The 22,544-nt window shown below is 71.2% G+C and carries 21 protein-coding genes; 4 read left to right on the top strand and 17 right to left on the bottom strand.

The annotated features are described in order from the left end of the window. Window positions 1–112 precede the first annotated feature (112 nt). The 4 genes from ACZ5SK_RS23890 to ACZ5SK_RS23875 are packed head-to-tail and all read right to left on the bottom strand — an operon-like array spanning window position 113 to window position 5,137. On the bottom strand, window positions 113–1,147 hold the full coding sequence (locus ACZ5SK_RS23890; RefSeq protein ID WP_468576583.1) for an ABC transporter permease: 1,035 nt from the start codon (window positions 1,145–1,147) through the stop codon (window positions 113–115). Continuing rightward, window positions 1,140–2,690 (bottom strand): sugar ABC transporter ATP-binding protein, encoded by a 1,551-nt coding sequence (locus tag ACZ5SK_RS23885; RefSeq protein WP_334577091.1) that lies wholly within the window; start codon window positions 2,688–2,690, stop codon window positions 1,140–1,142. The genes ACZ5SK_RS23890 and ACZ5SK_RS23885 overlap by 8 nt, the downstream gene beginning before the upstream one ends. 45 nt (window positions 2,691–2,735) lie before the next feature. Continuing rightward, window positions 2,736–3,779: a sugar ABC transporter substrate-binding protein gene (locus tag ACZ5SK_RS23880; protein ID WP_334577092.1), complete on the bottom strand. Its 1,044-nt coding sequence runs from the start codon at window positions 3,777–3,779 to the stop codon at window positions 2,736–2,738. Further along, on the bottom strand, window positions 3,776–5,137 hold the full coding sequence (locus ACZ5SK_RS23875; RefSeq protein ID WP_468576582.1) for an enolase C-terminal domain-like protein: 1,362 nt from the start codon (window positions 5,135–5,137) through the stop codon (window positions 3,776–3,778). The genes ACZ5SK_RS23880 and ACZ5SK_RS23875 overlap by 4 nt, the downstream gene beginning before the upstream one ends. Before the next feature lie 236 nt (window positions 5,138–5,373). Between ACZ5SK_RS23875 and ACZ5SK_RS23870 the strand changes: the two genes are divergently transcribed. Then, complete coding sequence (locus ACZ5SK_RS23870; protein WP_334577094.1) at window positions 5,374–5,916, top strand: MOSC domain-containing protein; 543 nt, start codon at window positions 5,374–5,376, stop codon at window positions 5,914–5,916. A 44-nt stretch (window positions 5,917–5,960) separates the two neighbouring features. Here ACZ5SK_RS23870 and ACZ5SK_RS23865 read toward each other — a convergent pair whose 3' ends face one another. Together ACZ5SK_RS23865 and ACZ5SK_RS23860 are read right to left on the bottom strand one after the other, a co-directional pair. After that, on the bottom strand, window positions 5,961–6,665 hold the full coding sequence (locus ACZ5SK_RS23865; protein WP_443041226.1) for an NADPH-dependent F420 reductase: 705 nt from the start codon (window positions 6,663–6,665) through the stop codon (window positions 5,961–5,963). 39 nt (window positions 6,666–6,704) lie between these two features. Continuing rightward, complete coding sequence (locus ACZ5SK_RS23860; RefSeq protein WP_361709348.1) at window positions 6,705–7,736, bottom strand: zinc-dependent alcohol dehydrogenase family protein; 1,032 nt, start codon at window positions 7,734–7,736, stop codon at window positions 6,705–6,707. A gap of 111 nt (window positions 7,737–7,847) precedes the next feature. Between ACZ5SK_RS23860 and ACZ5SK_RS23855 the strand changes: the two genes are divergently transcribed. Then, window positions 7,848–8,792 (top strand): AraC family transcriptional regulator, encoded by a 945-nt coding sequence (locus tag ACZ5SK_RS23855; protein WP_334577097.1) that lies wholly within the window; start codon window positions 7,848–7,850, stop codon window positions 8,790–8,792. Between the two features lie 63 nt (window positions 8,793–8,855). Here the strand turns inward: ACZ5SK_RS23855 and ACZ5SK_RS23850 are convergent, their stop codons facing one another. Continuing rightward, window positions 8,856–9,068 (bottom strand): EF-hand domain-containing protein, encoded by a 213-nt coding sequence (locus ACZ5SK_RS23850; RefSeq protein ID WP_334581161.1) that lies wholly within the window; start codon window positions 9,066–9,068, stop codon window positions 8,856–8,858. A gap of 123 nt (window positions 9,069–9,191) precedes the next feature. Here ACZ5SK_RS23850 and ACZ5SK_RS23845 point away from each other — a divergent pair, with 123 nt between their 5' ends. Continuing rightward, complete coding sequence (locus ACZ5SK_RS23845; RefSeq protein WP_334577098.1) at window positions 9,192–9,866, top strand: GNAT family N-acetyltransferase; 675 nt, start codon at window positions 9,192–9,194, stop codon at window positions 9,864–9,866. Here the strand turns inward: ACZ5SK_RS23845 and ACZ5SK_RS23840 are convergent. The 6 genes from ACZ5SK_RS23840 to ACZ5SK_RS23815 form a co-directional block, all read right to left on the bottom strand. Then, complete coding sequence (locus tag ACZ5SK_RS23840; protein WP_334577099.1) at window positions 9,833–11,026, bottom strand: YncE family protein; 1,194 nt, start codon at window positions 11,024–11,026, stop codon at window positions 9,833–9,835. The two genes, ACZ5SK_RS23845 and ACZ5SK_RS23840, sit on opposite strands and share 34 nt — an antisense overlap. Next, complete coding sequence (locus tag ACZ5SK_RS23835; protein WP_457494203.1) at window positions 11,026–11,847, bottom strand: polysaccharide deacetylase family protein; 822 nt, start codon at window positions 11,845–11,847, stop codon at window positions 11,026–11,028. Before ACZ5SK_RS23835 ends, ACZ5SK_RS23840 begins: the two co-directional genes overlap by 1 nt. Window positions 11,848–11,954: 107 nt before the next feature. Then, the gene (locus ACZ5SK_RS23830; protein ID WP_334577101.1) at window positions 11,955–12,458 is read right to left on the bottom strand and encodes an ATP-binding protein; all 504 of its coding nucleotides are present in this window, start codon (window positions 12,456–12,458) and stop codon (window positions 11,955–11,957) included. A gap of 289 nt (window positions 12,459–12,747) precedes the next feature. Then, window positions 12,748–13,515 carry an enoyl-CoA hydratase/isomerase family protein gene (locus tag ACZ5SK_RS23825; protein ID WP_457494204.1) on the bottom strand — a complete coding sequence of 256 codons (768 nt, stop codon included), beginning with the start codon at window positions 13,513–13,515 and terminating at the stop codon, window positions 12,748–12,750. Between the two features lie 101 nt (window positions 13,516–13,616). Then, window positions 13,617–14,867, bottom strand: a complete 1,251-nt coding sequence (locus tag ACZ5SK_RS23820; RefSeq protein WP_457494205.1) for a L,D-transpeptidase — start codon at window positions 14,865–14,867, stop codon at window positions 13,617–13,619. Between the two features lie 368 nt (window positions 14,868–15,235). Continuing rightward, window positions 15,236–16,483, bottom strand: coding sequence for a L,D-transpeptidase (locus ACZ5SK_RS23815; RefSeq protein ID WP_334577104.1), 1,248 nt, complete (start codon window positions 16,481–16,483; stop codon window positions 15,236–15,238). Between the two features lie 152 nt (window positions 16,484–16,635). Between ACZ5SK_RS23815 and glgX the strand changes: the two genes are divergently transcribed. Then, window positions 16,636–18,870 (top strand): glycogen debranching protein GlgX, encoded by a 2,235-nt coding sequence (gene glgX, locus ACZ5SK_RS23810; protein ID WP_457494206.1) that lies wholly within the window; start codon window positions 16,636–16,638, stop codon window positions 18,868–18,870. 34 nt (window positions 18,871–18,904) lie between these two features. Here the strand turns inward: glgX and ACZ5SK_RS23805 are convergent, their stop codons facing one another. From ACZ5SK_RS23805 to ACZ5SK_RS23790, 4 genes are read right to left on the bottom strand one after another with little or no spacing between them, the layout of a single operon-like run. Next, window positions 18,905–19,561, bottom strand: coding sequence for a response regulator transcription factor (locus ACZ5SK_RS23805; RefSeq protein ID WP_334577106.1), 657 nt, complete (start codon window positions 19,559–19,561; stop codon window positions 18,905–18,907). After that, a complete protein-coding gene (locus ACZ5SK_RS23800; protein WP_334577107.1) occupies window positions 19,554–20,825 on the bottom strand; it encodes a sensor histidine kinase in 1,272 nt (423 codons plus the stop codon). Before ACZ5SK_RS23800 ends, ACZ5SK_RS23805 begins: the two co-directional genes overlap by 8 nt. Before the next feature lie 25 nt (window positions 20,826–20,850). Further along, on the bottom strand, window positions 20,851–21,585 hold the full coding sequence (locus ACZ5SK_RS23795; protein ID WP_334577108.1) for an ABC transporter permease: 735 nt from the start codon (window positions 21,583–21,585) through the stop codon (window positions 20,851–20,853). Next, entirely contained in the window at window positions 21,582–22,523 is a 942-nt protein-coding gene (locus ACZ5SK_RS23790) for an ABC transporter ATP-binding protein (protein WP_334577109.1), read from the bottom strand. Before ACZ5SK_RS23790 ends, ACZ5SK_RS23795 begins: the two co-directional genes overlap by 4 nt. Window positions 22,524–22,544 lie beyond the last annotated feature (21 nt).

Here is a 22,544-nt window from a genome sequence, read left to right as displayed (position 1 = left end):
ATCTGGCGGATGGCATATGGGACATTCTAGTGCGTACCGCCCGGCGCTGCCCTCCCCCTCTCGAACCCCTCTCGGACCGCTCCCGGACCTCGCCCTCCTCCCGGCCCCCGCCCTACTCCTGGCCCTCGCCGGTGGTGAGTCGGGCGATCATCAGCGCCACCAGGATGATCGCGCCGTAGATGGCCTGGATCCAGAAGGACGACACCTGCGCCAGGGTGAGCAGGTTCTCCAGCATGCCCAGCAGCAGGACCCCGAGCAACGCCCCGGCCAGGGATCCCTTGCCGCCGTTCAAGCTGATGCCGCCGATGACAGCGGCCGCGAACACGGTGAAGATCAGGCCCTGTCCCTGATTGGCGTTGATCGCCCCGACCCGTCCGGCGATCACCAGACCGGCCAGCGCGGCCAGCGTCCCGCCGATGACCAGAACGCCCCAGGCCACCCGGTCGACGCGGATGCCCGCCGCCCGCGCGGCGGAGGCGTTGCCGCCCACCGCGTACACCGCGCGTCCCAGCCGGTGGTAGCGCAGCGCCCACCCGGCGACAGCGAAAGCGGCACCGGTCGCCCACACGGAGACGGGGACGCCGAGCCAGTTGTCGGACCCGAGGGCGAAGAACGCGGCGGGGGCGTCGAACAAGGTCTTGCCGGACACCATGCCGACCAGGACTCCGCGCAGCACGATATTCATCGCCAGGGTCACGATGAAGCCGTTGAGCTGGAGCTTGACGATCAGCAGACCGTTCACGGCCCCGATCAGCGCCCCGGTGAGCGGAATGATCAGCAGGCCGAACCAGGTGGGCAGCTCGCTGCCGAAACCCGCCGAGGCGGCCGGGATCACGGCCATGAAGCCGAGGGCCGGGGCGAGCCCCGCGATCGACTCCAGCGAGAGGTCCATCTTGCCGCTGATCAGGATCATCGCCTCGGCGAGCACCAGCAGTCCGAGTGCCGAGGAGGCGCTGAGCACATTGAGCAGGTTGTCCCGCTCGAGGAAGCTGTCGTTGCTGACCGCACCGATGACCAGCAGCAGCAGCACCGCGGGCAGCAGCGCCAGGTCGCGGATCCGGCCCAGGGCGATCGTGCGGACGGGGTGGCGGAGCGCTCTGTCCGGCCCGCCACCGGGCCCCGGGCCGTTCGGCGCGGTGTCATTCATGGCCGGTGCCGACCCCTTCGACCGAGGCCACCAGTTCTTCGTCGGTCCAGCCGGCGGGGTACTCGGCGGCGAGCGCGCCGTTGAACATCACCAGGACGCGGTCGCAGGTCCGCAGGTCCGCCAGCTCGTCGGAGACGACGAGCGCCGCGCGTCCCGCGGCCCTGGCTCGGTCGACGACCGACAGCAACGCCCGCTTGGATCTCACGTCGACACCCGCCGTCGGATTGATGAGCACGAGTACCCCCGGGTCGGTGGCCAGCGCCCGGCCCATGACGACCTTCTGCTGGTTACCGCCCGACAGGTCCTTGACCGGCTGGTCCGGGCCGGTCGTGGTGATGTCGAGAGCGGTGATCGTCCGCCGGGCGAAGGCGTCCCGGGCCCGGCGCGAGATCACACCCAGCCGCCCCAGCCGGTCCATGACGGTCATGGAGGCGTTCTCGGCCACCGACAGCTGCGGTACCAGCCCTTCGTGGTGCCGGTCGCGCGGCACGCACCCCACGCCCGCCGCGAGCGCCGAGGGGACGCTGCCCGGCCGCGTCGGACGGCCGAGAATCTCGATGCGCCCGCTGTCGGGCCGGTACAGCCCGGCCAGCGCCTCGGCGACCTGATGGCTCCCGGAGCCCGCGAGCCCGGCCAGCCCCACCGTCTCCCCGGACCGGACGGTGAAGCTGACGTCGGTGAAATGCGGTGCGTTCAGCCGGTGCACCCGTACGGCCACGGGCGCGTCCGCCGGCCGCGACCGGACGCGGCCGGAGTCGGGGACCGCACCCGTGCCCCGCTCTCCGGTCATCGCCTGGACGAGTTGGGTCCTGCCCAGCTCTCCCACCGGTGCCGTGGTGATCCAGCGGGCGTCCCGCAGGACGGTGACGACCTGGCAGACGGCGTAGACCTCCTCCAGATGATGGGAGATGTAGAGAAAGGTGATCCCGGCCCGCTGCAACCGCCGGACATGGGTGAACAGGCGGTCGATCGCCCGGCTGTCCAGCTGGGCGGTCGGCTCGTCCAGAATGATGAACCGGGTTCCGCGCGAGATCGACCGTGCGATCTCCACCAACTTGGCGTCCCCGACGGTGAGCCCGCCGGCCGGCACGTTCTCGTCGACCTCCACCCCCCATTCGTCCAGCAGGTCGCGGGCCGCCGAGCGCATCCGCCGCCAGCTGATCACCCGGCCGCGAACCGTGGGTTGCCGGTTGACGTACAGGTTCTCCGCGACGGTGAGGTCAGGGATGATCGTCGACTGCTGGTAGACGCAGGCGACCCGCCGCTGCCACGCCTCACGGTCCGCCGGGCCGGGGGCGGGTTCACCGTCGAACAGGACCACACCGTGGTCCGGCCGCTGCAGTCCGGTCAGGATGGCCACCAGGGTCGACTTGCCGGCCCCGTTACGGCCGACCAGGGCGTGCGACTCACCGGCCCGGACGGCGATCCCCACGTCGTCCAGGGCCACGGTGGGCCCGTAGCGTTTACGGATCCCGTGGGCCTCGGCCACCGCGCGGCGGCCTGCGTCGTCGGCGCGGGGTTCGGTCAGTGGCGTCTGGTTCATCGCGGTCTCGCTTCCTGGATGCCCGGGGAGACGGTCTGCCGGGTCTCAGGAGCTCTTGCCGATCCGGTTGCCCCACAGCGACGGGTCGTCGACGTTGCCCTTGGTCACCAGGGGCGCCGGGAGCTGGTCCTCCAGGATTCCGCTGGGCAGCCGGACGATGGTGCTGTCGTGGCCGGTCGGGCCCGGGTGGAAGGTCTGGCCCTGCATCGCCCGCTTGATGTAGAAGATGCCGTACTTGGCGTACAGGTCGGCCGGCTGGGAGACGGTCGCGTCGATCAGGCCCTTGCGGATCGCGTCCAGCTCCTGCGGGATGCCGTCATTCGAGACGATCACGATGTGCCTGGGATCACCGGCCGCCACCAGCGCGTTGTGCCGCCGCAGCGTGCTCAGCGCGGGGGCCAGATACACGCCGCCGGCCTGTAGGTAGATGCCCTTGACGTCGGGGTTGGCGGTGTACAGCGCCTCCAGGCCGGCCGCCGCCTTCTCCGCGTTCCAGGCGGCGGGAATGTCCAGCACCTTGATGCCTCGGTAGTTCTTCTTGATGCACGCGCTGAACGCCTCGGACCGGTCCCGCCCGTTGACCGACGCCAAATCGCCCTGGATCTGTACGACCTTGCCCGTCTTCACCGCGTCGCCGATCTGCCGGCAGGCCTTCTCGCCGTAGGCACGGTTGTCGGCCCTGACCACCATCGCGACCTTGCCCTTGTCCGGCGCCACATCGACGGCGACCACCGGCACGCCCTTGCGCTGCGCCGCGTTCAGCCCGGCGACGATCGCCGCGGAGTCCAGCGGCGAGACGACCAGGCCCTTCGCGTTCTGGGCGAGCAGATTCTGGATGTCGGTGATCTGTTTGCTCGGATCGGAGTCGGAGTTCACCGTCTGAAGCAGGCGGACGTCCTGCGCGGCGGCCTGCTGGGGGACGTAGGAGTTGTACGACTCCCAGAACGGTGAGGTGAGCAGCGGCAGGACCACCCCGACCTTGCCCGAAGCGGTGCCGGTGGTGCTGCTCGTGCCCCCACCGCAGGCGGTGACGGCCGGCCCGCAGCCGAGTGCGAGGGCTGTTCCGACAGCGGCGATGCGTCGCTTCATGTGCTCGGCTCCGAGTCAGTGGTCAGCGGGGGCGCGTCGGCCGGGGCCTGCCAGGCGGCGCCGCCGGGGTACGCGTACGCGGCGAGCGACTCGGGCCGCATCGCCGAGCTGAAGCCGGGGGCGGTCGGGGCTGCGTACCGCCCCCTGACGATCACCACCGGGTCGAGGAAGTGCTCGTGCAGATGATCCACATACTCGATGACCCGGTCCTGGAGGGTGCCGGAGACCGCCAGATAGTCGAACATCGCCAGATGCTGGACGAGCTCGCACAGGCCCACCCCGCCCGCGTGCGGACACACCGGGATCCCGAACTTGGCCGCGAGCAGCAGGATCGCCAGGTTCTCGTTGACTCCCCCGACCCGGCAGGCGTCCAACTGCAGGAAGTCGATCGCGTGCGCCTGGAGCAGTTGCTTGAACACCACCCGGTTGTGCACATGTTCGCCCGTCGCCACCCGCACCGGCGCCACCTCCCGGCGGATCGCGGCGAGACCGAGAATCTCGTCCGGGCTGGTCGGCTCCTCGATCCAGTACGGGTCGAACTCCGCCAGTCGCCGGATCCACCCCACCGCCTCGGCGACTCCCCAGCGCTGATTGGCGTCCAGCCCCATCCGCACTCGGGGGCCGATGACCCCCCGCGCGGTACGGCACCGCCGCACATCGTCGTCCAGATCGGCGCCGACCTTGAGTTTGATCTGCCTGAACCCGCTGTCCACGGCCTCCCGGGCCAACCCGGCGACCTTGTCGTCCGAATAACCGAGCCAGCCAGGAGACGTGGCATACGCCGGATACCCCTCGGCGAGCAGAAGCGCCTCCCGCTCCCCCATCCCGCCCCGCGCCCGCCACAGGATTCCCAGCGCCTCATCGGGGGTCAGCGCCTCCTCCATGTAACGGAAGTCGAGCAACGCGACCACCTGCTCGGGCGCAAGGTCGGCCAGCAGCTTCCACAGGGGTTTCCGCTCCCGTTTCGCGTACAGATCCCATACGGCGTTGACCACGGCGCCGATGGCCATGTGCACCACGCCCTTCTCCGGCCCCAGCCATCGCAACTGGCTGTCGCCGACGAGCGAGCGGGAGAATCCCCCGAGGTCGGACAGGACCTCTCCCAGCCGCAGCCCCACCACATGCGGGCGCAGCGCGTTGATCGCCGCCACCTCGACCTCGTTGCCCCGGCCGATGGTGAAGCAGAACCCGTGCCCCTCCAGCCCGTCCCCGACATCGGTGCGGATGATCACGTATGACGCCGAGTAGTCCGGATCGGGATTCATCGCGTCCGACCCTTCGAGCCGACGCGATGTGGGAAACCGGATGTCGTGGGCGTCCAGCGCCGTGATCCGCCCCCGTGTCGGGTGGGGCCTCATGGCAGGCGGCTCATCGGCGTCATCGGGAGGACTCCAGAGAATCAGGCCTGACGGCAAGCTCGGACACCCAGATGAGTATATATCGCCCAAAAGCCGCGGTCCGCGTATGACGTGCGGGGCGTGCGCCGGGGCCCGACCCGCTCTACCGACGAAATCCGCCCGTTCCTTCCTCGCCCACTCCCCTAGGCTCTGGCCTGCGGTTCGCTGGGAGTCGCAGGGAGAGGGGAGTTCCCGTCATGGGTGGGTCGGTCAGCGCTGTCAGCAGTAACGGGGTGTACTCCTTCACCAAGCCCAATCGCGACAGCGTCACGCTGCTCGCCGGGCTGGGCGTGGAGGGGGACGTGCACTCCGGGGTCACGGTGAAGCACCGGTCGCGGGTGAAGCAGGATCCCACGCAGCCGAATCTGCGGCAGGTCCACCTCATTCACGAGGAGCTGTTCGAGGAGGTGCGGGCGGCCGGGTTCGAGGTGACGGCCGGTCAGCTCGGCGAGAACGTGACCACCCGCGGGATCGACCTGCACGCGCTGCCGGTCGGGACGCTGCTGCGGCTGGGCACGGAGGCCGTGGTCGAGGTGACCGGGCTGCGCAACCCCTGCGCGCAGATCGACGACTTCCAGAAGGGCCTGCTGAAGCAGGTCGTCCGCCAGGACGCGAACGGCCGTCCGCAGTTCCGGGCCGGGATCATGAGCGTCGTGCTGAGCGGGGGCACGGTGCGACCCGGGGACTCGATCACGGTCGAGCTGCCGGCCGGGCCGCACCGGCCCCTGGAGCGCGTGTAACCGCTCCCTGCGCCCCCAGTACTACGACTACGCCCTGCGTGGCATTACGCCCTGAACGTCGCGGGGCGTTCCGGGCTCGCCTCCGCCAGTGCCTCGGTGACCGCCTCGACGCCGGCCTGAAGACCGTAGACGGGGGTGTCGGGCTGCTGGCGCCAGGAGTCGTCGATGCCGCCCGTGTCGACGGTGTCGAAGCCGAGCTCGTCGATGAGGGCGCGTACCTTCGCCTTCGCGGCCTCGTCGTCGCCGGCCACCGGGAGCGCCATGCGGTCGGGGTCGCCGGCGGGGAGCGGGCGGTCCAGGATGTCCTGGGCGAAGGTGCCGTTGAAGGCCTTGATCACGGGGTGGCCGATGCGGCGTTCCGTCCAGCGGCTCTCCGTGATGCCCTCGTCCTCGATCTCCGCGATCCGGCCGTCGCGCTGCTGCGGGTAGTAGTTGTTGGTGTCGATGACGGCGACGTCGTCGGCCGCGCCGTCCAGGATGCCGGACGGCAGGTCGGGCACCGCCTTCACCGGGATCGTGATCACCACGACCTCGGCGCCGCGGGCGGCCTCCTGGACGGTGACGGGGGTCGCTCCGGTCTCCTCGGCGAGTTCCGTGAGCGTCTGCGGGCCGCGGGAGTTCGCGACGGAGACGTCGTGGCCGAGGGCGGTGAGGCGCCGGGTGAGGTTGCCGCCGATGTTGCCCGCGCCGATGATGCCGATCTTCATGACAGGCCTTGCCTTCCGGAGTCGATCAGTATCGATGCACATGCATGCGTTCTGATGGCGGCAACCCCGGTCGGCGGCAGGCTATTCCACCCGCACGACAATCTTTCCCGTGTGCGTGTTCGTCTCCATCAGACGGTGGGCGTCCCGGATGCGGTCCAGGCCGTCGAAGACCTCGGCGACGACCGGGCGCAGGGTGCCGTCGGCGAGACCGGAGCCGATGTAGTGGGCGGCGCGGCGACGTCCCTCCGGGTTGCCGGTGACCACGAAGTCGGCGTAGCCGTGCACGGTCAGCGGCCACCGGCGGGGCAGCAGGATGGGCTGCTGGTCCAGCCAGCCGTAGCTGACCAGCGTGCCGTCCGGCACCACCGCCTCGCCCAACGCCGCGAAGCCGGCGCCGCCGATCGCGTCGAAGACGATGTCGACGCCCTGCCCTCCGGTCAGCCGCCGGGTCTCCTTGACCACGTCCTCGTCGTCGCTGACGATGACGTGCTCCGCGCCCAGGTCGTACAGGCGCCGCCGCTTGGCCTCGGTACGGGTGGTGACGATCGGGACGGCGCCGGCCCGGCGGGCGACCTGGATCGCGGCCGTGCCCGCCCCGCTGGACGCGCCGGTGATCAGGACGTGGTCGCCGGGGCGCATCCCGGCCCGTTCGACCAGGGCGCCGTAGGCGGTCGTATAGGTCAGCCAGACGGCGGCGGCGGTGACGGGGTCGGCGCCGGCGGGACGCGCCACGAGCGAGGTCTCGGGCAGCAGGACCCGGTCGCCGTAGACGCCGTGGACACCGAGGTCGAAGTTGCCCGCCGACAGCACCGGGTCGCCGGGCGCGAAGCCGGTCACCCCCTCGCCGACCGCCTCGACCTCGCCGGCCGCCTCGTAGCCGTTGCGGGAGCCGGGCAGGGTGGGCTGGTAGAAGTAGCCGCCCGAGCGGAAGAGGGCCTCGGCCCGGTTGAGCGCCAGCGCCTCGACACGGACGAGCACCTCCCCGGGGCCGGGCGCGGGCAGCTCCACCTCCTCGACGGTCAGGACGTCGGGGCCGCCGATCTCGTGAAAGAGCACTGCCCGAGCGGGAGTTGACGAGGCATTCGACGGGGAATTCGTTGAAGAAGTTGTCATGCCGTCGACGCTAGGGCGGTGGGGCGAGACGATCCATGTCCATCGGTATCGGTTTCCTGTCCGTACGTCTCACTCCCCTCACTCCCCGCGCAAAGGACCTACGGTGTCGGCATGGACGTACTCAGCGACGCCGTGGCCGCGATGCGCAGCGGGCGGCCGCACTCCTCGCGGCGGGACAAGTTCGCCCCCTGGGGTGTCCGGTTCGGGGCCTCGGACGGGGCCGGCTTCCATGTGCTGCTGCGCGGGTCGGCATGGCTGATCCCGGCGACGGGCGAGCCGGTGGCGCTGACGGCCGGGGACGTGGTGTTCCTGGCGCACGGGCACGGACACGCGCTGGCCAGCGGGCTCGACGTGACCGTGGAGGAGGCGCCGGTGGGCCCCGACGGGCGCTGGCTCAAAGAGCCGCCCCAGGAAGCGGAGTCGGGCACCGCGGACACCGTCATGATGTGCGGTGTCTACCAGTTGGACCGCGGCCGGGCCCACCGTTTCCTGGCCGAGCTGCCGGAGGTGGTGCACCTGCCCGCCCGGGTCGGCACGCACCGTTCGCTGCGGGCGGCGGTGGAGCTGCTGGGCATGGAACTGGACGAGCGCAGTCCCGGTTCGGACGCCATCGTGACCGCGCTGCTGGACACTCTGCTGCTGTACATCCTGCGCGCCTGGTGGCAGCAGGAGCGGGGCGCCGGGCGGGCGGCGGGCTGGGCGGCCGCGCTCGCCGACCCGGCGGTCTCGGCGGCCCTGCGCGCGATCCACGGCGACCCGGCCCGCGCGTGGACCGTGGAGGAACTCGGCGCGCAGGGCGGGCTCTCCCGCGCCGCCTTCGCCCGCCGGTTCGCCGCGCTGGTGGGCGAGCCGCCGCTGACGTATCTGACGTGGTGGCGGATGACGACCGCCGGCCGGCTGCTGCGCGCGGACGACGTCCCGATGCGCCAGGTCGCCCAACGCACCGGCTACGCCTCGGAGTTCGCCTTCGCCAAGGCGTTCAAGCGGGAGTACGGGGTGGCCCCGGGCCAGTACCGCCGACGGACCGCCCCGGGGGCGCCCGTGCTACGGGCCTGACGGCCGCCGGCATGGCGAAGGGGGGCGCCCTAGGCGGCGCCCCCCTCTCTGCCTGGACTCAGGTCACTTGCTCAGGTACGTCCAGAACTCGTCGAACGAGAGAACCTTGTCCCCGTTGAGGTCGCGGCTCTTGATGATGGCCTCGGCGACCGACTCGGTGACGTTCCAGTCGCCCTCCTGGGCCAGGGCGGCCTTGAACTCGGCCGCGGTGATGAAGCCGTCACCGTCCGTGTCGATCCGCTGGAACTGCTTGCGCGCTTCTTCGATGTCGGCCACCGATCCGCCCCTCTTCGTCATGCCTTGCGGTCGTACGTTGCTGTCCTACTGACGCAGGTCAGATTAACGGCCCGGGCGAACGCCCGGCGCAGCGGCCGCCCACAGACTCCAGGAGTACCGACCATGGGAACCTTGCGGGAGATTCTCGACGCGGCGGCACGCGGGGCGTTCCCGCCGCCCGACGGCCGCACGACCGTCGTCCCCCAGCCCTCCCCCCGCGACGCGGGCGTCCTCGCGTTCACCGCGCACTCGGTCGTCTTCACGGACGAGGACCCGGGCTGGGTGTACGACGTCCTGCGCGACGTGGACGCCGATCCCCTGTCGGCGTCCATGAACCCGCGCTTCCTGGCCGCTCTGATGGAGCGCACGGGGCGTACGGCCGAGACGATCGACGCGATGCTGGTGGCCGCCCCGCTGCCCGGCGAGCCGCCGCTGCCGCTACGGGAGATCGAGGACCGCGGCCATCCCCGGATCCGCTACGCCCGGCGGCGGCGCCACGAGGTGCGCGCCTGGGCGGCGGACGGCGGGATCCTGGTCATGGGGCGCGGCGTGGGCGGCCGGCTGGAGGTGTCGGTCGAGGTCGACGAGACGGTACGACACCGGCGCCTCGGCCGCCGCCTGGTCACCGCCGCCCGCCACCTGGCCACCGAGCCGGTCTGGGCCCAGATCGCCCCCGGAAACGCCCGCAGCACACGGGCGTTCCAGGCGGCGGGCTACACACCGGTGGGCGCGGAGCTCCTGCTGACGGCGCCCGAGGACTCGGTTCAGCGGAAGATGCCGGTGTGGCCGAGTGAGTAGCGGCCGGGCTGGGGGTAGACGGCGAGGCCGTGCGGTCCCCTGCCGACCTTGATGCGGGCGAGCTGGCGGCCGGTGCCGGTGTCGATGGCGTACACCTCGGAGTCGTAGCGCCCGGACAGCCACAGGACCTTGCCGTCCGCCGAGACGCCGCCCATGTCGGGGCTGCCGCCGTCGGGCAGACGCCACTTCTTGGTGAGCGCGTTCTTGGTGAAGTCGAAGACGGAGACGGTGCCCTCGCCGCGGTTGGAGATGTACATCTCGCGGGAGTCGCGGCTGACATACAGCCCGTGGCAGCCCTTGCCGGTGTACAGGAACCGCGGCTTGCCGAAGGTGTCGCCGTCGATGATCCACACCCCGTCGGCCATCATGTCCGCGATGTAGAAGCGTTTGCCGTCGGGGGAGATCTTCACGTCCTGCGGCATGGCGCCCTTGAAGGGCAGTTTCTGCTGTCCGACGACCTTCATCCGCTCGGTGTCGACCTTCAGCAGTTCCCCGCTGAACTCGCAGGACACGATGAAGTACCGCCCGTCGGGGGAGAAGTCGGCGTGGTTGACGCCGTAGCAGGTGACCGGTTCGGTCTTGATCCGCTTCATGGTGTGCGGGTCGCGGAAGACGAGCTCGCGGTCGAGGGAGGCCATGACGACGGCGTACCGGCCGTTGGGCGTGAAGTAGAGGTTGTACGGGTCGTGCACCTCGACCGACCGGCCGGTCTTCCCGGTCTTCGGATCGATGGGGGTGAGGGTGTGTCCTCGGTCGTTGTTGACCCACAGCGTCTTCAGGTCCCAGGACGGCACGACGTGCTGCGGCTGGCGGCCGACGTGGAGGGTGTCGATCACCTCGTAGGTCTTCGGGTCGATGACGGAGACGGTGTCGGACTCGGTGTTGGGGACGTAGACCCGGGACGGGAAGTCCTTGACGACCGGGGAGAGTTTGTTCGGGCGGTCGGCGGCGTAGACGTCCTTGGGATCCAGCACGGGCGGCATGCCGGGCAGCCCGTCGACGACCGGTTTGCGCGGCTTTTTTGGTGCCGGGGCGGCCGCTTTGGTGGCCCGGTCCGTGCCGGCCCGGTCGGCGCCGTCCTTGCCGTCGGCGCCGCAGGCGGCGAGGACGGCGAGTGCGGCGCCGGCCAGCAGGGTGCTTGTGACGAGGTTGCGGTGCATCAGCCGATCAGCTCCGTGGTGGTGACCGCGCGCAGTCCGCGGTGGTCGAGTTCGTCCAGGACGGCGGGGAGCGCGGCGACCGTGTCCGCGTACCCGAAGTGCAGGCTTACGACGGACCCGTCCCGGACGGCGTCGAGGACGTTGCGGGCGACGGCGGGGGCGCCGGGCGAGGTGAAGTCGAGGGAGTCGACGTCGTAGGAGAGGACGTGCGGGTAGCCGGCGCGGCGGGCCAGCGTCTCGACGAGCGGGGAGGCGCGGGCGGTGCGGGAGGGGCGGAACCAGGTTCCGATGGATCCGGTGAGCCTGCGCAGCCGTTCGGCGCAGCCGGTGATCTCGGCCGCCGCGTCCGTCTCGGACATGGCGTTGATGTCCAGGTGGCGCTGGGTGTGGTTGCCGAGGTCGTGCCCGCCGTCGAGGATGCGGCGGGCGAGGTCGGGGTGTTCGTCGAGCCAGCTTCCGACGGCCAGTACGGTGACCCGCGCCCCCTGTCGCTCGGCCTCCCCGAGCAGGGCCCGGGCGACGGAGGGTTCCCCCTGCCCGTGGAAGGTGAGGGCGACCCGGGGCCGGTCCCGGGGCCCGTGGGCGATCTGGACGGGCTGCCCGGGGTAGGCGCGGGGGGCGGGGGCGGGTCTCGCGGAAGCGGGGCCTGCGGAGGCCGGGGGCGTGGGGGCGGGGGTCGCGGAGGTGGGGGCAGGGTGGGCGGCGACGGCGCCGGAGGCGGACCCGGTGGGCGAGCACGCGGCCGCGAACGCACCCCCGGCGACGAGCCCGGCGCCCGCCCACAGCACGGAACGACGGTCGGATGTGGTCACCCGCACCATTTAAGGGGTGAAATGCGGCAATTCCGGCGATTGACGCAACGGCGGCCCGTACAACCAGCTCATCCGGCGCCTGCGGACGCGGCCGGCGTCGCGGCCGGCGCCACCGTCTACCGGTCGGCGACCCGCATCTCGAACCACGTCGTCTTCCCCCGCGGTAACAGGTCCACGCCCCACCGGTCGGACAGCTTGTCGACGAGGAACAGTCCCCGCCCGCTGACGTCCAACTCCTGGACCGGCATCAGACAGGGCAGCCCCCGGGAGGGATCGCGGACCTCGACGCGGATCCAGCCGCGTCGGCGCCGCATCCGCAGCCCGAAGGCGCGGGCGCCGGTGTGCCGTACGGCGTTGCCGACGAGTTCGGAGACGAGGAGGACCGCATCCTCCGTCATCTTGGGGGTCAGTCCCCAGTGGCGCAGGACGACGACCTGGGCCAGTCGGCGGGCCGCGGCGGCGGACTCCGGGCGGGACGGCAGCTGGACCTCGCCCTCCGTCGGGTTGCCGAACAACTCCAGCGCCCTGAGCGCCCGTTCGTCCTCGACCGCAGGCGACCAGCGCGCCGCGGTCGCACGGCCCTGTCCCCGCGGCTGTTCGATGCCCTCCAGCCCCGCCATGCCCCCATCATGGCCGCCCGGAGTCCCCTACGGAGGCGTTCCGACGGAATACGCCCCCCGGAACCTACCATTCCGCACGTTTCGACCGGCATATGCCAGAGGCAGCTCGTTCCCCACCAAACCCCCACCAACCTGCGATGACGGCCCATCCGGGGGCAATCGCCGGGCTTCCTCGACAGGGCAGCCTTAAGGTCACCTTAAGGTTTCCATAAACCGCCCCATCGAGGGACCCGGATGAGACGGCCCGTCAATTGCAAGCGATTTCAGGAGATGCCGAAGGAGACGTCCCTCACAGGAACTTGGCCTTCCCGGGGCCTTCCTCCACGAAGCTGCGCATGCCGATCTCGCGGTCGGCGGTCGCGAACAGGCCCGCGAACCAGTTGCGTTCGACCGCCAGACCCGTCTCGATGTCCGTGTCCAGACCGGTGTCGATCGACTCCTTCGCGGCGCGCAGCGCGATCGCCGGACCCTGCGCCAGCTTCGCCGCCCAGGCATGCGCCTCCGTGTACACGTCGGCCGCGGGCACCACCCGGTCCACCAGACCCAGCGTCAGCGCCTCGTCGGCCTTCACCATCCGGCCCGTGAAGACGAGGTCCTTGGCCTTGGAGGGGCCGATCAGCCGGGCCAGGCGCTGGGTGCCGCCGGCGCCGGGGATCAGCCCGAGCAGGATCTCCGGCTGGCCCAGCTTGGCGTTGTCCCCGGCGATACGGAAGTCCGCGCACAGCGCGAGTTCGCAGCCGCCGCCCAGCGCGTATCCGGTGACGGCCGCCACGACCGGCTTGGGGATGCGGGCCACCGCCGTGAAGGACTCCTGCAGGGCGCGGGCGCGCAGGACCATCGCGGTGTGGTCCATCTCCTGCATCTCCTTGATGTCCGCGCCCGCCGCGAACACCTTCTCGCCGCCGTACACGACGACCGCGCGTACGTCGTCACGGCGGCCCGCCTCCTCGGCGAGCTCCTTGAGCCGGTCCTGGGTGGCGATGTCCAGCGCGTTCATGGGCGGGCGGTCGAGGCGGATGGTGCCGACGCCTTCGGCGACTTCGAGATTCACGGTCATGGCAGCAGGTTAACCACCACTAACGACAACGGGTCCGGTGCCGTGCGTCACAGGACGTACGGCACCGGACCCGTTCACCGGACCCGGAAAAAGAGGGACGGTTACTTCTTCCACTCCGACCAGGGGATGTTCCAGCCGTTGAGGCCGTTGGCCGGGTCGACCGTCGGGTCGGTGGAGTTCCGCACGGTCACCACGTCGCCGACCATCGAGTGGTTGAAGAACCAGGCGGCCGCCACGGAGCTGTCGTAGCCGCCGCGCACGTCCCGCAGGCCGATGCAGCCGTGGCTGGCGTTGTAGTTGCCGAAGGCGTCGCCGCCCCAGTAGTTGCCGTGCACGAAGGTGCCGGAGTTGGTCAGGCGGATGGCGTGCGGGACGTCCTTGATGTCGTACTCGCCGTCGTAGCCGACGGTGTCGCCGTTCATCCGGGTCACGGTGAACTTCTCGCTCATCACCATCTGGCCGTTCCAGGTCGCGTAGCCGGGCTTGCCGGTGGTGACCGGGATGGTCTTGACGACCTTGCCCTCCTGCATGACCTTCATCGTGTGCTTCTTGGCGTCCACGATGGACACCTGGTTGCGGCCGATGGTGAAGGACACCGTCTTGGACTGCTTGCCGTAGACGCCCTTGCGGCCCTCGACGCCGTCGAGGTTCAGCTGGACGGTCACCTTGGTGCCGGCCTTCCAGTACCTCTCCGGGCGGAAGTCCAGGCGGTCGTTGCCGAACCAGTGGCCCTCGACCTCGACGGCCGGCACGGTCGTGATCTTGATGGCCTTCTCGACGTCGGCCGGCTTGGTGATGCCGCGCGTGAAGTTGACCGAGAACGGCATGCCGACGCCGACCGTCGAGCCGTCCTCGGGCGTGAAGTTGCCGACGAAGGTGTTCTGCGGGCTCAGCGTGGTGAAGGACGAGTCCTCGGCGGCCGTCCGGCCCTCCGTGTCCTTGGCGACCGCGTGGACCTGGTACGCGGTGGACGCGGCCAGGTGGGTGGCGGGCGTCCAGCCGGCTCCGTCGGCCGAGATCGCGCCGTCGATCTTCCGGCCCTTGGTGTCCTTGACCGTCACCTCGGTCAGCTTGCCCTTGGCGGCGGTGACCTTCAGCGTGCCGCTGGTGTCGACGTCCTTGGCCCCGGTCTTCGGGGCGATCGTGACGACCGCCTCCGACTGCTTGCTCTCGGCGGCGGCGGAAGCCCCCTTGCCGCCCGCGTCCTTGGCGTCGGACCCGGAGTCCGATTTCCCACCGCCGCCGCACGCCGTGACGGCCAGCAGCAGGCCTCCGGCGATCAGCGCCAGCCGCTTGTCGCGGCCACGCGGGCGCCCCCCAACCGACGCCCCCGATATCGGTCGCACGTTCAAAGTCGTTCTCCCCACTCCCCCGGGCCCGACCGGACCCGCACCGCGACGCGTCCCCCGCGTTCGCCGCATATTAACCACAAGGTCAACGGCCTGGACGGGCCAAGATTGTCACCGTTCAGTCCCAACTAGTGCCTGTGCGGCCGATCGGGTCGCAGGACATCGACGGGACTGTTCTGCGCCGGTGAGCGGGGTGTGGCGCGTGCAGCTGCAAGGCGGAGGAGGGCGGCGACGCGGAGCGTCGGCAACCGACGACAACGCCGCAGATGTGCGTGCCACACCCCGCGTCAGCGGCATGATCGGCCGAACAGGTACTAGGACCGCGGGAACGGGGGGAAGGTTGCACCGGGAACGAGGTCATTTCCACGAGGTCATTTCACGGCGCTGCCGGCGATCCACTCCTTCCAGGTCAGGTTCCAGCCGCCGAGTCCGTTGTCGGGGGCGACCTGCTTGTCCTTGCTGTGGACGACCTCGATGACGTCCCCGACGAGGCTGCGGTCGAAGAACCAGCCCGCGGGCGTGTCCGAGCTGCCGCCCTTGGTGTCCCTGAGCCCCACGCAGCCGTGGCTGACGTTGGCGTTGCCGAAGACGTCCTCCTCGGCCCAGTAGTTGCCGTGCAGGAAGGTGCCGGAGTTGGTCAGCCGCATGGCGTGCGGCACGTCCGGGATGTCGTACTCGCCCTTGCCGTTCGCCTTCTTGAAGCCGACGGTGGCGCCGTTCATCCGGGTCAGTTCCAGCATTTCGGTCACCACCATCTTGCCGTTGTAGGTGGTGTTCTTCGGCGCCCCGGCGGTGATCGGCACGGTGGTCAGCAGTTCGCCGTCGCGCCGCACCTGCATGGTGTGCCTGGCCGCGTCGACCAGGGAGACCTGGCTGCGCCCCACGGTGAACGAGAACGACTTGCGCTGCAGCCCGTAGACACCGGGCGCCCCCTCGACATCGCGCAGGCCGAGCGCGACGGTGACGCGGGTGCCGGGCGCCCAGTACCGCTCGGGGCGGAAGTCCAGGCGGGTGGCGCCGAACCAGTGCGGCCGGACCTCCACCGCCGGCTCGGCCGTGACCCGTACGGCGCGTTCGACCGCGGCCCGGTTCTCGATCTCCCGGTTGAACTCCAGCGAGACGATCATGCCGGTGCCGACGACGGCGCGGTTGTCGGGGGTGACGTAGCCGATGAAGCGCTCCCCGGGGACGTAGGTGGTGAACGTGGTGTGCCGGGCCGAGCGGTTGCCGTCGCCGTCCACCGCCACGACGTCGACGGTGTAGCGGGCGGCGAGCCCGAGCCGGTCGTCGTCCGGCCGCCAGCTCAGCCCGTCCGCGGCGACCTTGCCCGGCACCTCGGCCTCCTGCGCGTCCTGCGAGCGGACGACCTTCACCGACTCCAGCCGCCCGTCGGGCACCCGCACCCGCAGCCCCTCCCCCGGCCGCACGCCCTTGGCGCCGTCCGCCGGGGTGACGCGGATGACGTCCTCGGGGGCCGGGGGTTTGCCGAGCATCCGGTCGATGCCGCTCCGGCTGTCTCCGCCGGTACAGCCGGCGGCCCCGGCCAGTAGTCCTGCCCATGTCAGTACGGCGGCCAGTGCGACCCCTGCGCGCCGTGCGCGCCCATGTACGTGCCTCACGGGGTGCCCAACGACCGGGCACGCTCCGGGGAAACGTGAGTGCGAGGGCCGCTCTGGGCAGAAATGGGGGGAGGACGACGTCACGGGGAGCCGCGGCGGGACACCGCGCGCTCTTCGCCCACGTCGTTCCATGAGCCGCGGGAGGCGAGCCGGTGTCCAGCGCAGCCGAGCAGGAGGCGGTGGCGGCGAAGCGCGCCGCGCCGGACACCGTCGTGAACGGTGCGTCGCGCAAGGTGCCGGGCCCACCCGTGCGGCCGGGCGCGCCCACCCCGCTGGGCGCCCGCTTCCGGGTCGGCCCGGACGGCGTCGCGGGCACCAACTTCGCGCTGTGGGCGGGGGGCGCGGAGGCGGTCGAGCTGTGCCTGTTCGACGAGACGGGACGGGAGACCCGCGCCCCGCTCACCGAGCTCACCCACGAGATCTGGCACGGCTTCGTGCCGGGGGTGATGCCGGGCCAGCGCTACGGCTTCCGGGTGCACGGCCGCTGGGACCCGTGGACCGGCGGCCGCTGGAACCCGGCGAAGCTGCTCCTGGACCCGTACGCCCGCGCGGTGGACGGCGAGTTCAGGCTGCCGCCGGAGGTGTACGGGCACGTCCGGGACTGGCCCCAGCAGCAGGTCGCCGACACCGTCCGCGACGAACGGGACTCGGCGCCGCACGTCCCGAAGGGTGTCGTCGTGCACGATGACGACGACTGGGCCGACGACCGCCGTCCGAAGACCCCCTGGGCGGACTCGGTCATCTACGAGCTCCATGTGCGGGGCTTCACGCGACGGCACCCGGGGATTCCGGAGCACCTGCGCGGCACGTACGCCGGACTGGCCCATCCGGCGGCCGTCGACCACCTGGTGAGGCTGGGCGTGACGGCGGTGGAGCTGCTGCCGGTCCACCAGTTCGCCCACGAGGACCATCTGCTGCGCCGCGGCCTGAAGAACTACTGGGGCTACAACTCGATCGGCTACTTCGCCCCGCACGCCGCCTACTCGGCCGCCGGGACGACGGGGCAGCAGGTCGGCGAGTTCAAGCGGATGGTGCGCGCGCTGCACGCGGCCGGGATCGAGGTCATCCTCGACGTCGTCTACAACCACACGGCGGAGGCCGGCGAGCTGGGCCCGACGCTGTCGCTGAAGGGCATCGACAACCGCGGCTACTACCGCCTCCAGTCGGACGCCCGCCGCTACGCCGACTACACGGGCTGCGGAAACACCCTGCACGTCGTCCAGCCCCATGTCCTGAGGCTGATCACCGACTCGCTGCGCTACTGGGTGACGGAGATGGGCGTGGACGGCTTCCGCTTCGACCTCGCCGCGGCGCTGGCCCGCTCCATGCACGACGTCGACATGCTGTCCCCGTTCCTCGCGGTGATCGCGCAGGACCCGGTGCTACGGCGGGTGAAGCTGATCGCGGAACCCTGGGACGTGGGCTCGGGCGGCTACCAGGTCGGCTCCTTCCCGCCCCTGTGGACGGAGTGGAACGACCGCTACCGCGACGCCGTACGCGACTTCTGGCGGCACGCGCTGCCGGACGTACGGGAGATGGGCTACCGCCTGTCGGGTTCCAGCGACCTGTACGCGTGGGGCGGCCGGCGCCCGTACGCCTCGGTCAACTTCGTGACGGCGCACGACGGCTTCACCCTCCGCGACCTGGTGTCCTACGAGCGCAAGCACAACGAGGCCAACGGCGAGGGCAACCGGGACGGCACGAACGACAACCGCTCCTTCAACTGCGGGGCCGAGGGCGACACCGCCGACGAGCGCGTACTCGCCCTGCGGCGACGGCAGTTGAGGAACCTGCTGACGACCCTGCTGCTGTCGACGGGCGTGCCGATGCTGGTCGCGGGCGACGAGCTCGGGCGCACCCAGCAGGGCAACAACAACGCCTACTGCCAGGACAACGAGACCAGTTGGCTGGACTGGGGCCTGCTGGAGGACCCCGGCTGGCGAGCGCTCTTCGACCTCACGTCCCGGCTGATCGCCCTGCGCCACCGGCACCCGGTGCTGCGCCGCCGGGCCTTCTTCTCCGGGCGGGCGCACTCGGCGGACGGGCTGCGGGACCTGGCCTGGTTCACGGAGCGGGGGACGGAGATGACGGAGGGCGACTGGTACGCCCCCGCCGCGACCCTCGGCATGTACCTCTCCGGGCGGGACATCCCCGGCCGCGACGAACAGGGCGCGCCGATCACCGACGACAGCTTTCTCGCCGTCCTGCACGCCGGTGACACTCCGGTGGACTTCGTCCTGCCGGGGCCGCCGTGGGCGGAGCGGTACGAGGTGGTCGTCGACACGTCGAGCGAGGAGCAGGGGGAGGCGCCGGGGGTGACGCATCCGGCGGGGGTGGCGGTGCCGGTGCCGGGGCGGGCGGTGCTGTTGTTGCGGGTGGTGGGGTGAGGGCGGTGAGTTCAGGAACCGACGCGTCGCGTGCTCACCGCCGGCCCCGGCCCAGGATCCCCCGCTCGTACGCCGTCGCCACCGCTGCCGCGCGGTCGTTGACGCCCAACTTGGCGTACAGATGGGTGAGGTGGGTTTTCACGGTGGCCTCGCTGATGAAGAGCTCGCGGGCGATCTCCCGGTTGGACGTGCCCTTGGCGACCAGGGTGAGGACCTCGTGTTCGCGGGCGGAGAGAGGCTCGGCCGCGGGCGTGCGGGGCGTGCGGACGGCGGAGACCAGGCGGGTGGCCACGGCGGGCGACAGCACCGTACGGCCTTCCGCCGCCGCCCTGACCGCCGTGAACAGCTCGGCCCGGGGGGCGTCCTTCAACAGGTAGCCCGTCGCGCCCGCCTCGATCGCGGGGAGGGTGTCGGAGTCGGTGTCGTAGGTCGTCAGGACCAGGATCTTCGCACGCGCTCCACGACGGGTCAGTTCCCGGATGGCGTCCACTCCGCCGCCGCCCGGCATACGGAGGTCCATCAGGATCACGTCCGGGTCGGCCGTCTGAGCCGTCGCCACCGCCTCCACTCCGTTCGCCGCCTCGCCCACGACCGTGAAGCCGGCGGCGGACTCGAACATGCCGCGCAGACCGTCCCGTACGACGGGATGGTCGTCGACGATCAGCAGGGTGATCAGGGGTGCGTCACTCATGGCGGATCAACGGTACGTGAGCCGACAGCGCCGTGCCCTGCCCCGGCGCGGACTCGACGGTCAGGGCGCCCGCGACGCGTTCGGCGCGGGCCCGCATGCCGTCGAGGCCGAAGCCGCCCGACCGGGTGCGGGGGCGGGTGCGCACGGCGTCGGGGGCGAAGCCGACGCCGTCGTCGCGGATGTCGAGGATGACCTCGTCGCCCAGGTAGGAGAGGGTGACGCCGACCCGGGTCGCCCCGGCGTGCCGCGACGCGTTGGACAGGGCCTCCTGGGCGATGCGCAGCAGGGTGGCGGCGATCTCGTCGTGGAGCTGCGCGGCCGTGCCCGTGATTGTGAACTCGGCGCGTACGCCGGTGCGTTCGCCCCATTCGACGACCGTCTTCTTCAGGGCTTCGGGCAGTCCGTCGTTCTCCAGCGCCACCGGGGCCAGGTTGTGCACGGAGCGACGGGCCTCGCCGAGGCTGTGCCGGGCCAGGTCCGAGGCGCGGGCCAGATGGGTGCGCGCGACGGTCAGGTCGGGTGCGCTCGCCACGACCTGGAGCTGCGCGATGATCCCGGTCAGGCCCTGGGCGATCGTGTCGTGGATCTCGGCGGCCAGCCGCCGGCGCTCATCGGCGACCCCGGCTTCCCGTGCCTGGACGAGGAGTTGGGCGTGAAGCGCTGCGTTCTCGTCGAGTGCCTGCTGCAACGCCGTGTTGGTGCGCTCGAGTTCGGCGATGGTCGCGGTGCGTTCGCGGCCCCGCTGCATCTCCTGCTCGTTGAGATGGGCGATCACCATCTGCAGACCGGAGTTGGCGCCCAGGAGCGCGGCGAAGACGGCCCACTGCACTCCGCTCCCGAACGGCATCCCGCCGGCCTGTGCACCGGCCACGGTGACCGCGCTCGCCAGCAGCCCGAGCCGCTGCCAACGCCTGCCCGGGATCGTCTCGTCGGCGTCCATGTAGCCGGCGGCGGCGTAGAACGCGAAGAACGGGTTGAGCCAGGTGAGGGCGAAGGCGAGGGCCCAGCGGACGACGTAGTACGCCGCCCCGGCCCGGGACGGCGTCCGACGGCGGTCGGGCCCGCCGGGACGGGTGCCGTGCCACCACAGCTGGAGCGCGACCGCGGCGCCGAGCAGGGCCCAGCCGGTGTACCACTCGGCCAGGGGGGCGTGCGGGTCGGCGGTCGCGAGCGCGGGGACGACGCTGATGCCGAGCAGCCCGTACGGCCCCCAGGTGTGGAACTGGTCCCAGCGCCGCTCGATCTGCGTGTCCACCGCGGTCATGTCCCCAGTCTGCACGGCGCCGCCCCTACTCCCAGCGGAACCAGCGACTGGCGGCGCCCGTCAGCAGCAGGATCCACACCACCAGCACGCCGAGGTGGCTCCAGCCCGGCCAGTGCCCGGCCGCCGCCTGGTTCAGGGCCTGCGCGGCCGCCCCGAAGGGGGTGCAGCCGACGATCCGGGCGAGGACATGCGGCATGGTCTGCACCGGCGCCCACACGCCCGCGCAGAACATCGACGGGAAGAACACGGCCGACCCGATCGCGCCCGCGATCTTCGTCGTGCGGGACAACGCCGCCACCACCGATCCGAGAGCCAGGGCGACGAGGACGGCCAGCAGCAGGGCCAGGGCGTATCCGAAGGGCTGCTTCGGCACGGACACGTCGAAGCCGAGCCGCCCGACCACGAGGACGAGCAGCGCCGACGCCAGGGAGGCGCCGCCGTACACCAGCATCTGCGCGGACAGCAGGGTGTCCGGACGTACCGGCGTGGTGGCCATGCGGCGCAGGATGCCGCGCTCGCGGTAGCCGGTGAGGGTCTGCGGCATCGACTGCAGGCCGCCGACGATCAGGCCGAGCAGCACGGCCACCGGGACGTAGACGTCGACCGTGCGCAGCCCGCCGAGGTCGGCCTGGTGCTCCCGGAAGGACGGGATGGAGCCGAGGATCACCAGGAGCAGGGTCGGGAACAGCAGGATCCAGAAGACGGCGCCCGGTTCGCGGCGGAAGAGGCGGACCTCGGTCTTCAGTACGGCGGTGCTCATGCCGCTGCCTCCTTCGTGGCGTCCTTCGTGGCGTCCTTGGTCGCGTCCTTCGTCAGGTCGAGGAACGCGTCGTCGAGCGTGGCGTCGGACACGCGGAGCTGGTGGGCGGTGATGCGGTGGCGGGCGAGGAGGGTGATGACGGCGTTGACCGTCTCGTCCGTGCCGGCGAGCGTGACGCGGCCGTCCTTGTGCTCGATCGAGGCGAGGGCGGGGAGCGCGTTCAGGTCACGGTCGTCGAGGGGTGCGGAGGGCGTGAAACTGATGACGGTCGCCCCGGCCGAACGCCGGATCAGTCCCGCCGGGGTGTCCAGGGCGGCGACCCGCCCCTTGTCGATCACGGCGATCCGGTCGCACAGCCGCTGGGCCTCCTCCATGAAGTGGGTGACCAGCAGGACCGTCACCCCGCCTGTCCGCACGTCCTCGATGAGCTCCCAGGTGTCGCGGCGGGCGCGCGGGTCCAGGCCGGTGGTCAGCTCGTCCAGGACGACGATCCGCGGGTCGCCGATCAGGGCGAGCGCGATGAACAGGCGCTGCTTCTGGCCGCCGGAGAGCTTCGCGAACCGGGTGGACAGCTTCGGGGTCAGACCGAGGCGTTCGGCGAGCGGACGCCAGTCCAGCGGCCTCGGGTAGAAGGAGGCGTACAGCTCCAGAGCCTCCCGGACGGTGAGTTTGGGCTGTAGTTCGCTCTGCTGGAGCTGGGCGCCGAGGGCGCGGGCCACGCGCGCGTGGTCGGCGACGGGGTCGAGTCCGGTGACCCGGACCCGGCCCGCGTCCGGCACGCGCAGACCCTCGACGCACTCGACGGTGGTGGTCTTGCCGGCGCCGTTCGGGCCGAGGATCCCGAAGATTTCGCCCTCCTCGACGGCGAAGGACACGCCGTCGACGACCGCACGGCCGTCGTAGGACTTGCGCAGCTCGGTGACTTCGATGACGGGCATGCCACCAGGGTCGCGGCCGGC

This window comes from Streptomyces sp. NPDC031474, from assembly GCF_055581185.1.
The sequence above is the reverse complement of the archived record's forward strand: the minus strand, read 5'-3'. Positions and strand labels throughout refer to the sequence as shown.

Excerpts from the sequence above, each read along its gene's own strand:
- ACZ5SK_RS23890 (WP_468576583.1), bottom strand. The coding sequence starts at position 1,147 with ATGAATGACACCGCGCCGAACGGCCCGGGGCCCGGTGGCGGGCCGGAC.
- ACZ5SK_RS23885 (WP_334577091.1), bottom strand. The coding sequence starts at position 2,690 with ATGAACCAGACGCCACTGACCGAACCCCGCGCCGACGACGCAGGCCGC.
- ACZ5SK_RS23880 (WP_334577092.1), bottom strand. The coding sequence starts at position 3,779 with ATGAAGCGACGCATCGCCGCTGTCGGAACAGCCCTCGCACTCGGCTGC.
- ACZ5SK_RS23875 (WP_468576582.1), bottom strand. The coding sequence starts at position 5,137 with ATGAGGCCCCACCCGACACGGGGGCGGATCACGGCGCTGGACGCCCAC.
- ACZ5SK_RS23870 (WP_334577094.1), top strand. The coding sequence starts at position 5,374 with ATGGGTGGGTCGGTCAGCGCTGTCAGCAGTAACGGGGTGTACTCCTTC.
- ACZ5SK_RS23865 (WP_443041226.1), bottom strand. The coding sequence starts at position 6,665 with ATGTGCATCGATACTGATCGACTCCGGAAGGCAAGGCCTGTCATGAAG.
- ACZ5SK_RS23860 (WP_361709348.1), bottom strand. The coding sequence starts at position 7,736 with ATGACAACTTCTTCAACGAATTCCCCGTCGAATGCCTCGTCAACTCCC.
- ACZ5SK_RS23855 (WP_334577097.1), top strand. The coding sequence starts at position 7,848 with ATGGACGTACTCAGCGACGCCGTGGCCGCGATGCGCAGCGGGCGGCCG.
- ACZ5SK_RS23845 (WP_334577098.1), top strand. The coding sequence starts at position 9,192 with ATGGGAACCTTGCGGGAGATTCTCGACGCGGCGGCACGCGGGGCGTTC.
- ACZ5SK_RS23840 (WP_334577099.1), bottom strand. The coding sequence starts at position 11,026 with ATGCACCGCAACCTCGTCACAAGCACCCTGCTGGCCGGCGCCGCACTC.
- ACZ5SK_RS23835 (WP_457494203.1), bottom strand. The coding sequence starts at position 11,847 with ATGGTGCGGGTGACCACATCCGACCGTCGTTCCGTGCTGTGGGCGGGC.
- ACZ5SK_RS23830 (WP_334577101.1), bottom strand. The coding sequence starts at position 12,458 with ATGGCGGGGCTGGAGGGCATCGAACAGCCGCGGGGACAGGGCCGTGCG.
- ACZ5SK_RS23825 (WP_457494204.1), bottom strand. The coding sequence starts at position 13,515 with ATGACCGTGAATCTCGAAGTCGCCGAAGGCGTCGGCACCATCCGCCTC.
- ACZ5SK_RS23805 (WP_334577106.1), bottom strand. The coding sequence starts at position 19,561 with ATGAGTGACGCACCCCTGATCACCCTGCTGATCGTCGACGACCATCCC.
- ACZ5SK_RS23800 (WP_334577107.1), bottom strand. The coding sequence starts at position 20,825 with ATGACCGCGGTGGACACGCAGATCGAGCGGCGCTGGGACCAGTTCCAC.
- ACZ5SK_RS23795 (WP_334577108.1), bottom strand. The coding sequence starts at position 21,585 with ATGAGCACCGCCGTACTGAAGACCGAGGTCCGCCTCTTCCGCCGCGAA.
- ACZ5SK_RS23790 (WP_334577109.1), bottom strand. The coding sequence starts at position 22,523 with ATGCCCGTCATCGAAGTCACCGAGCTGCGCAAGTCCTACGACGGCCGT.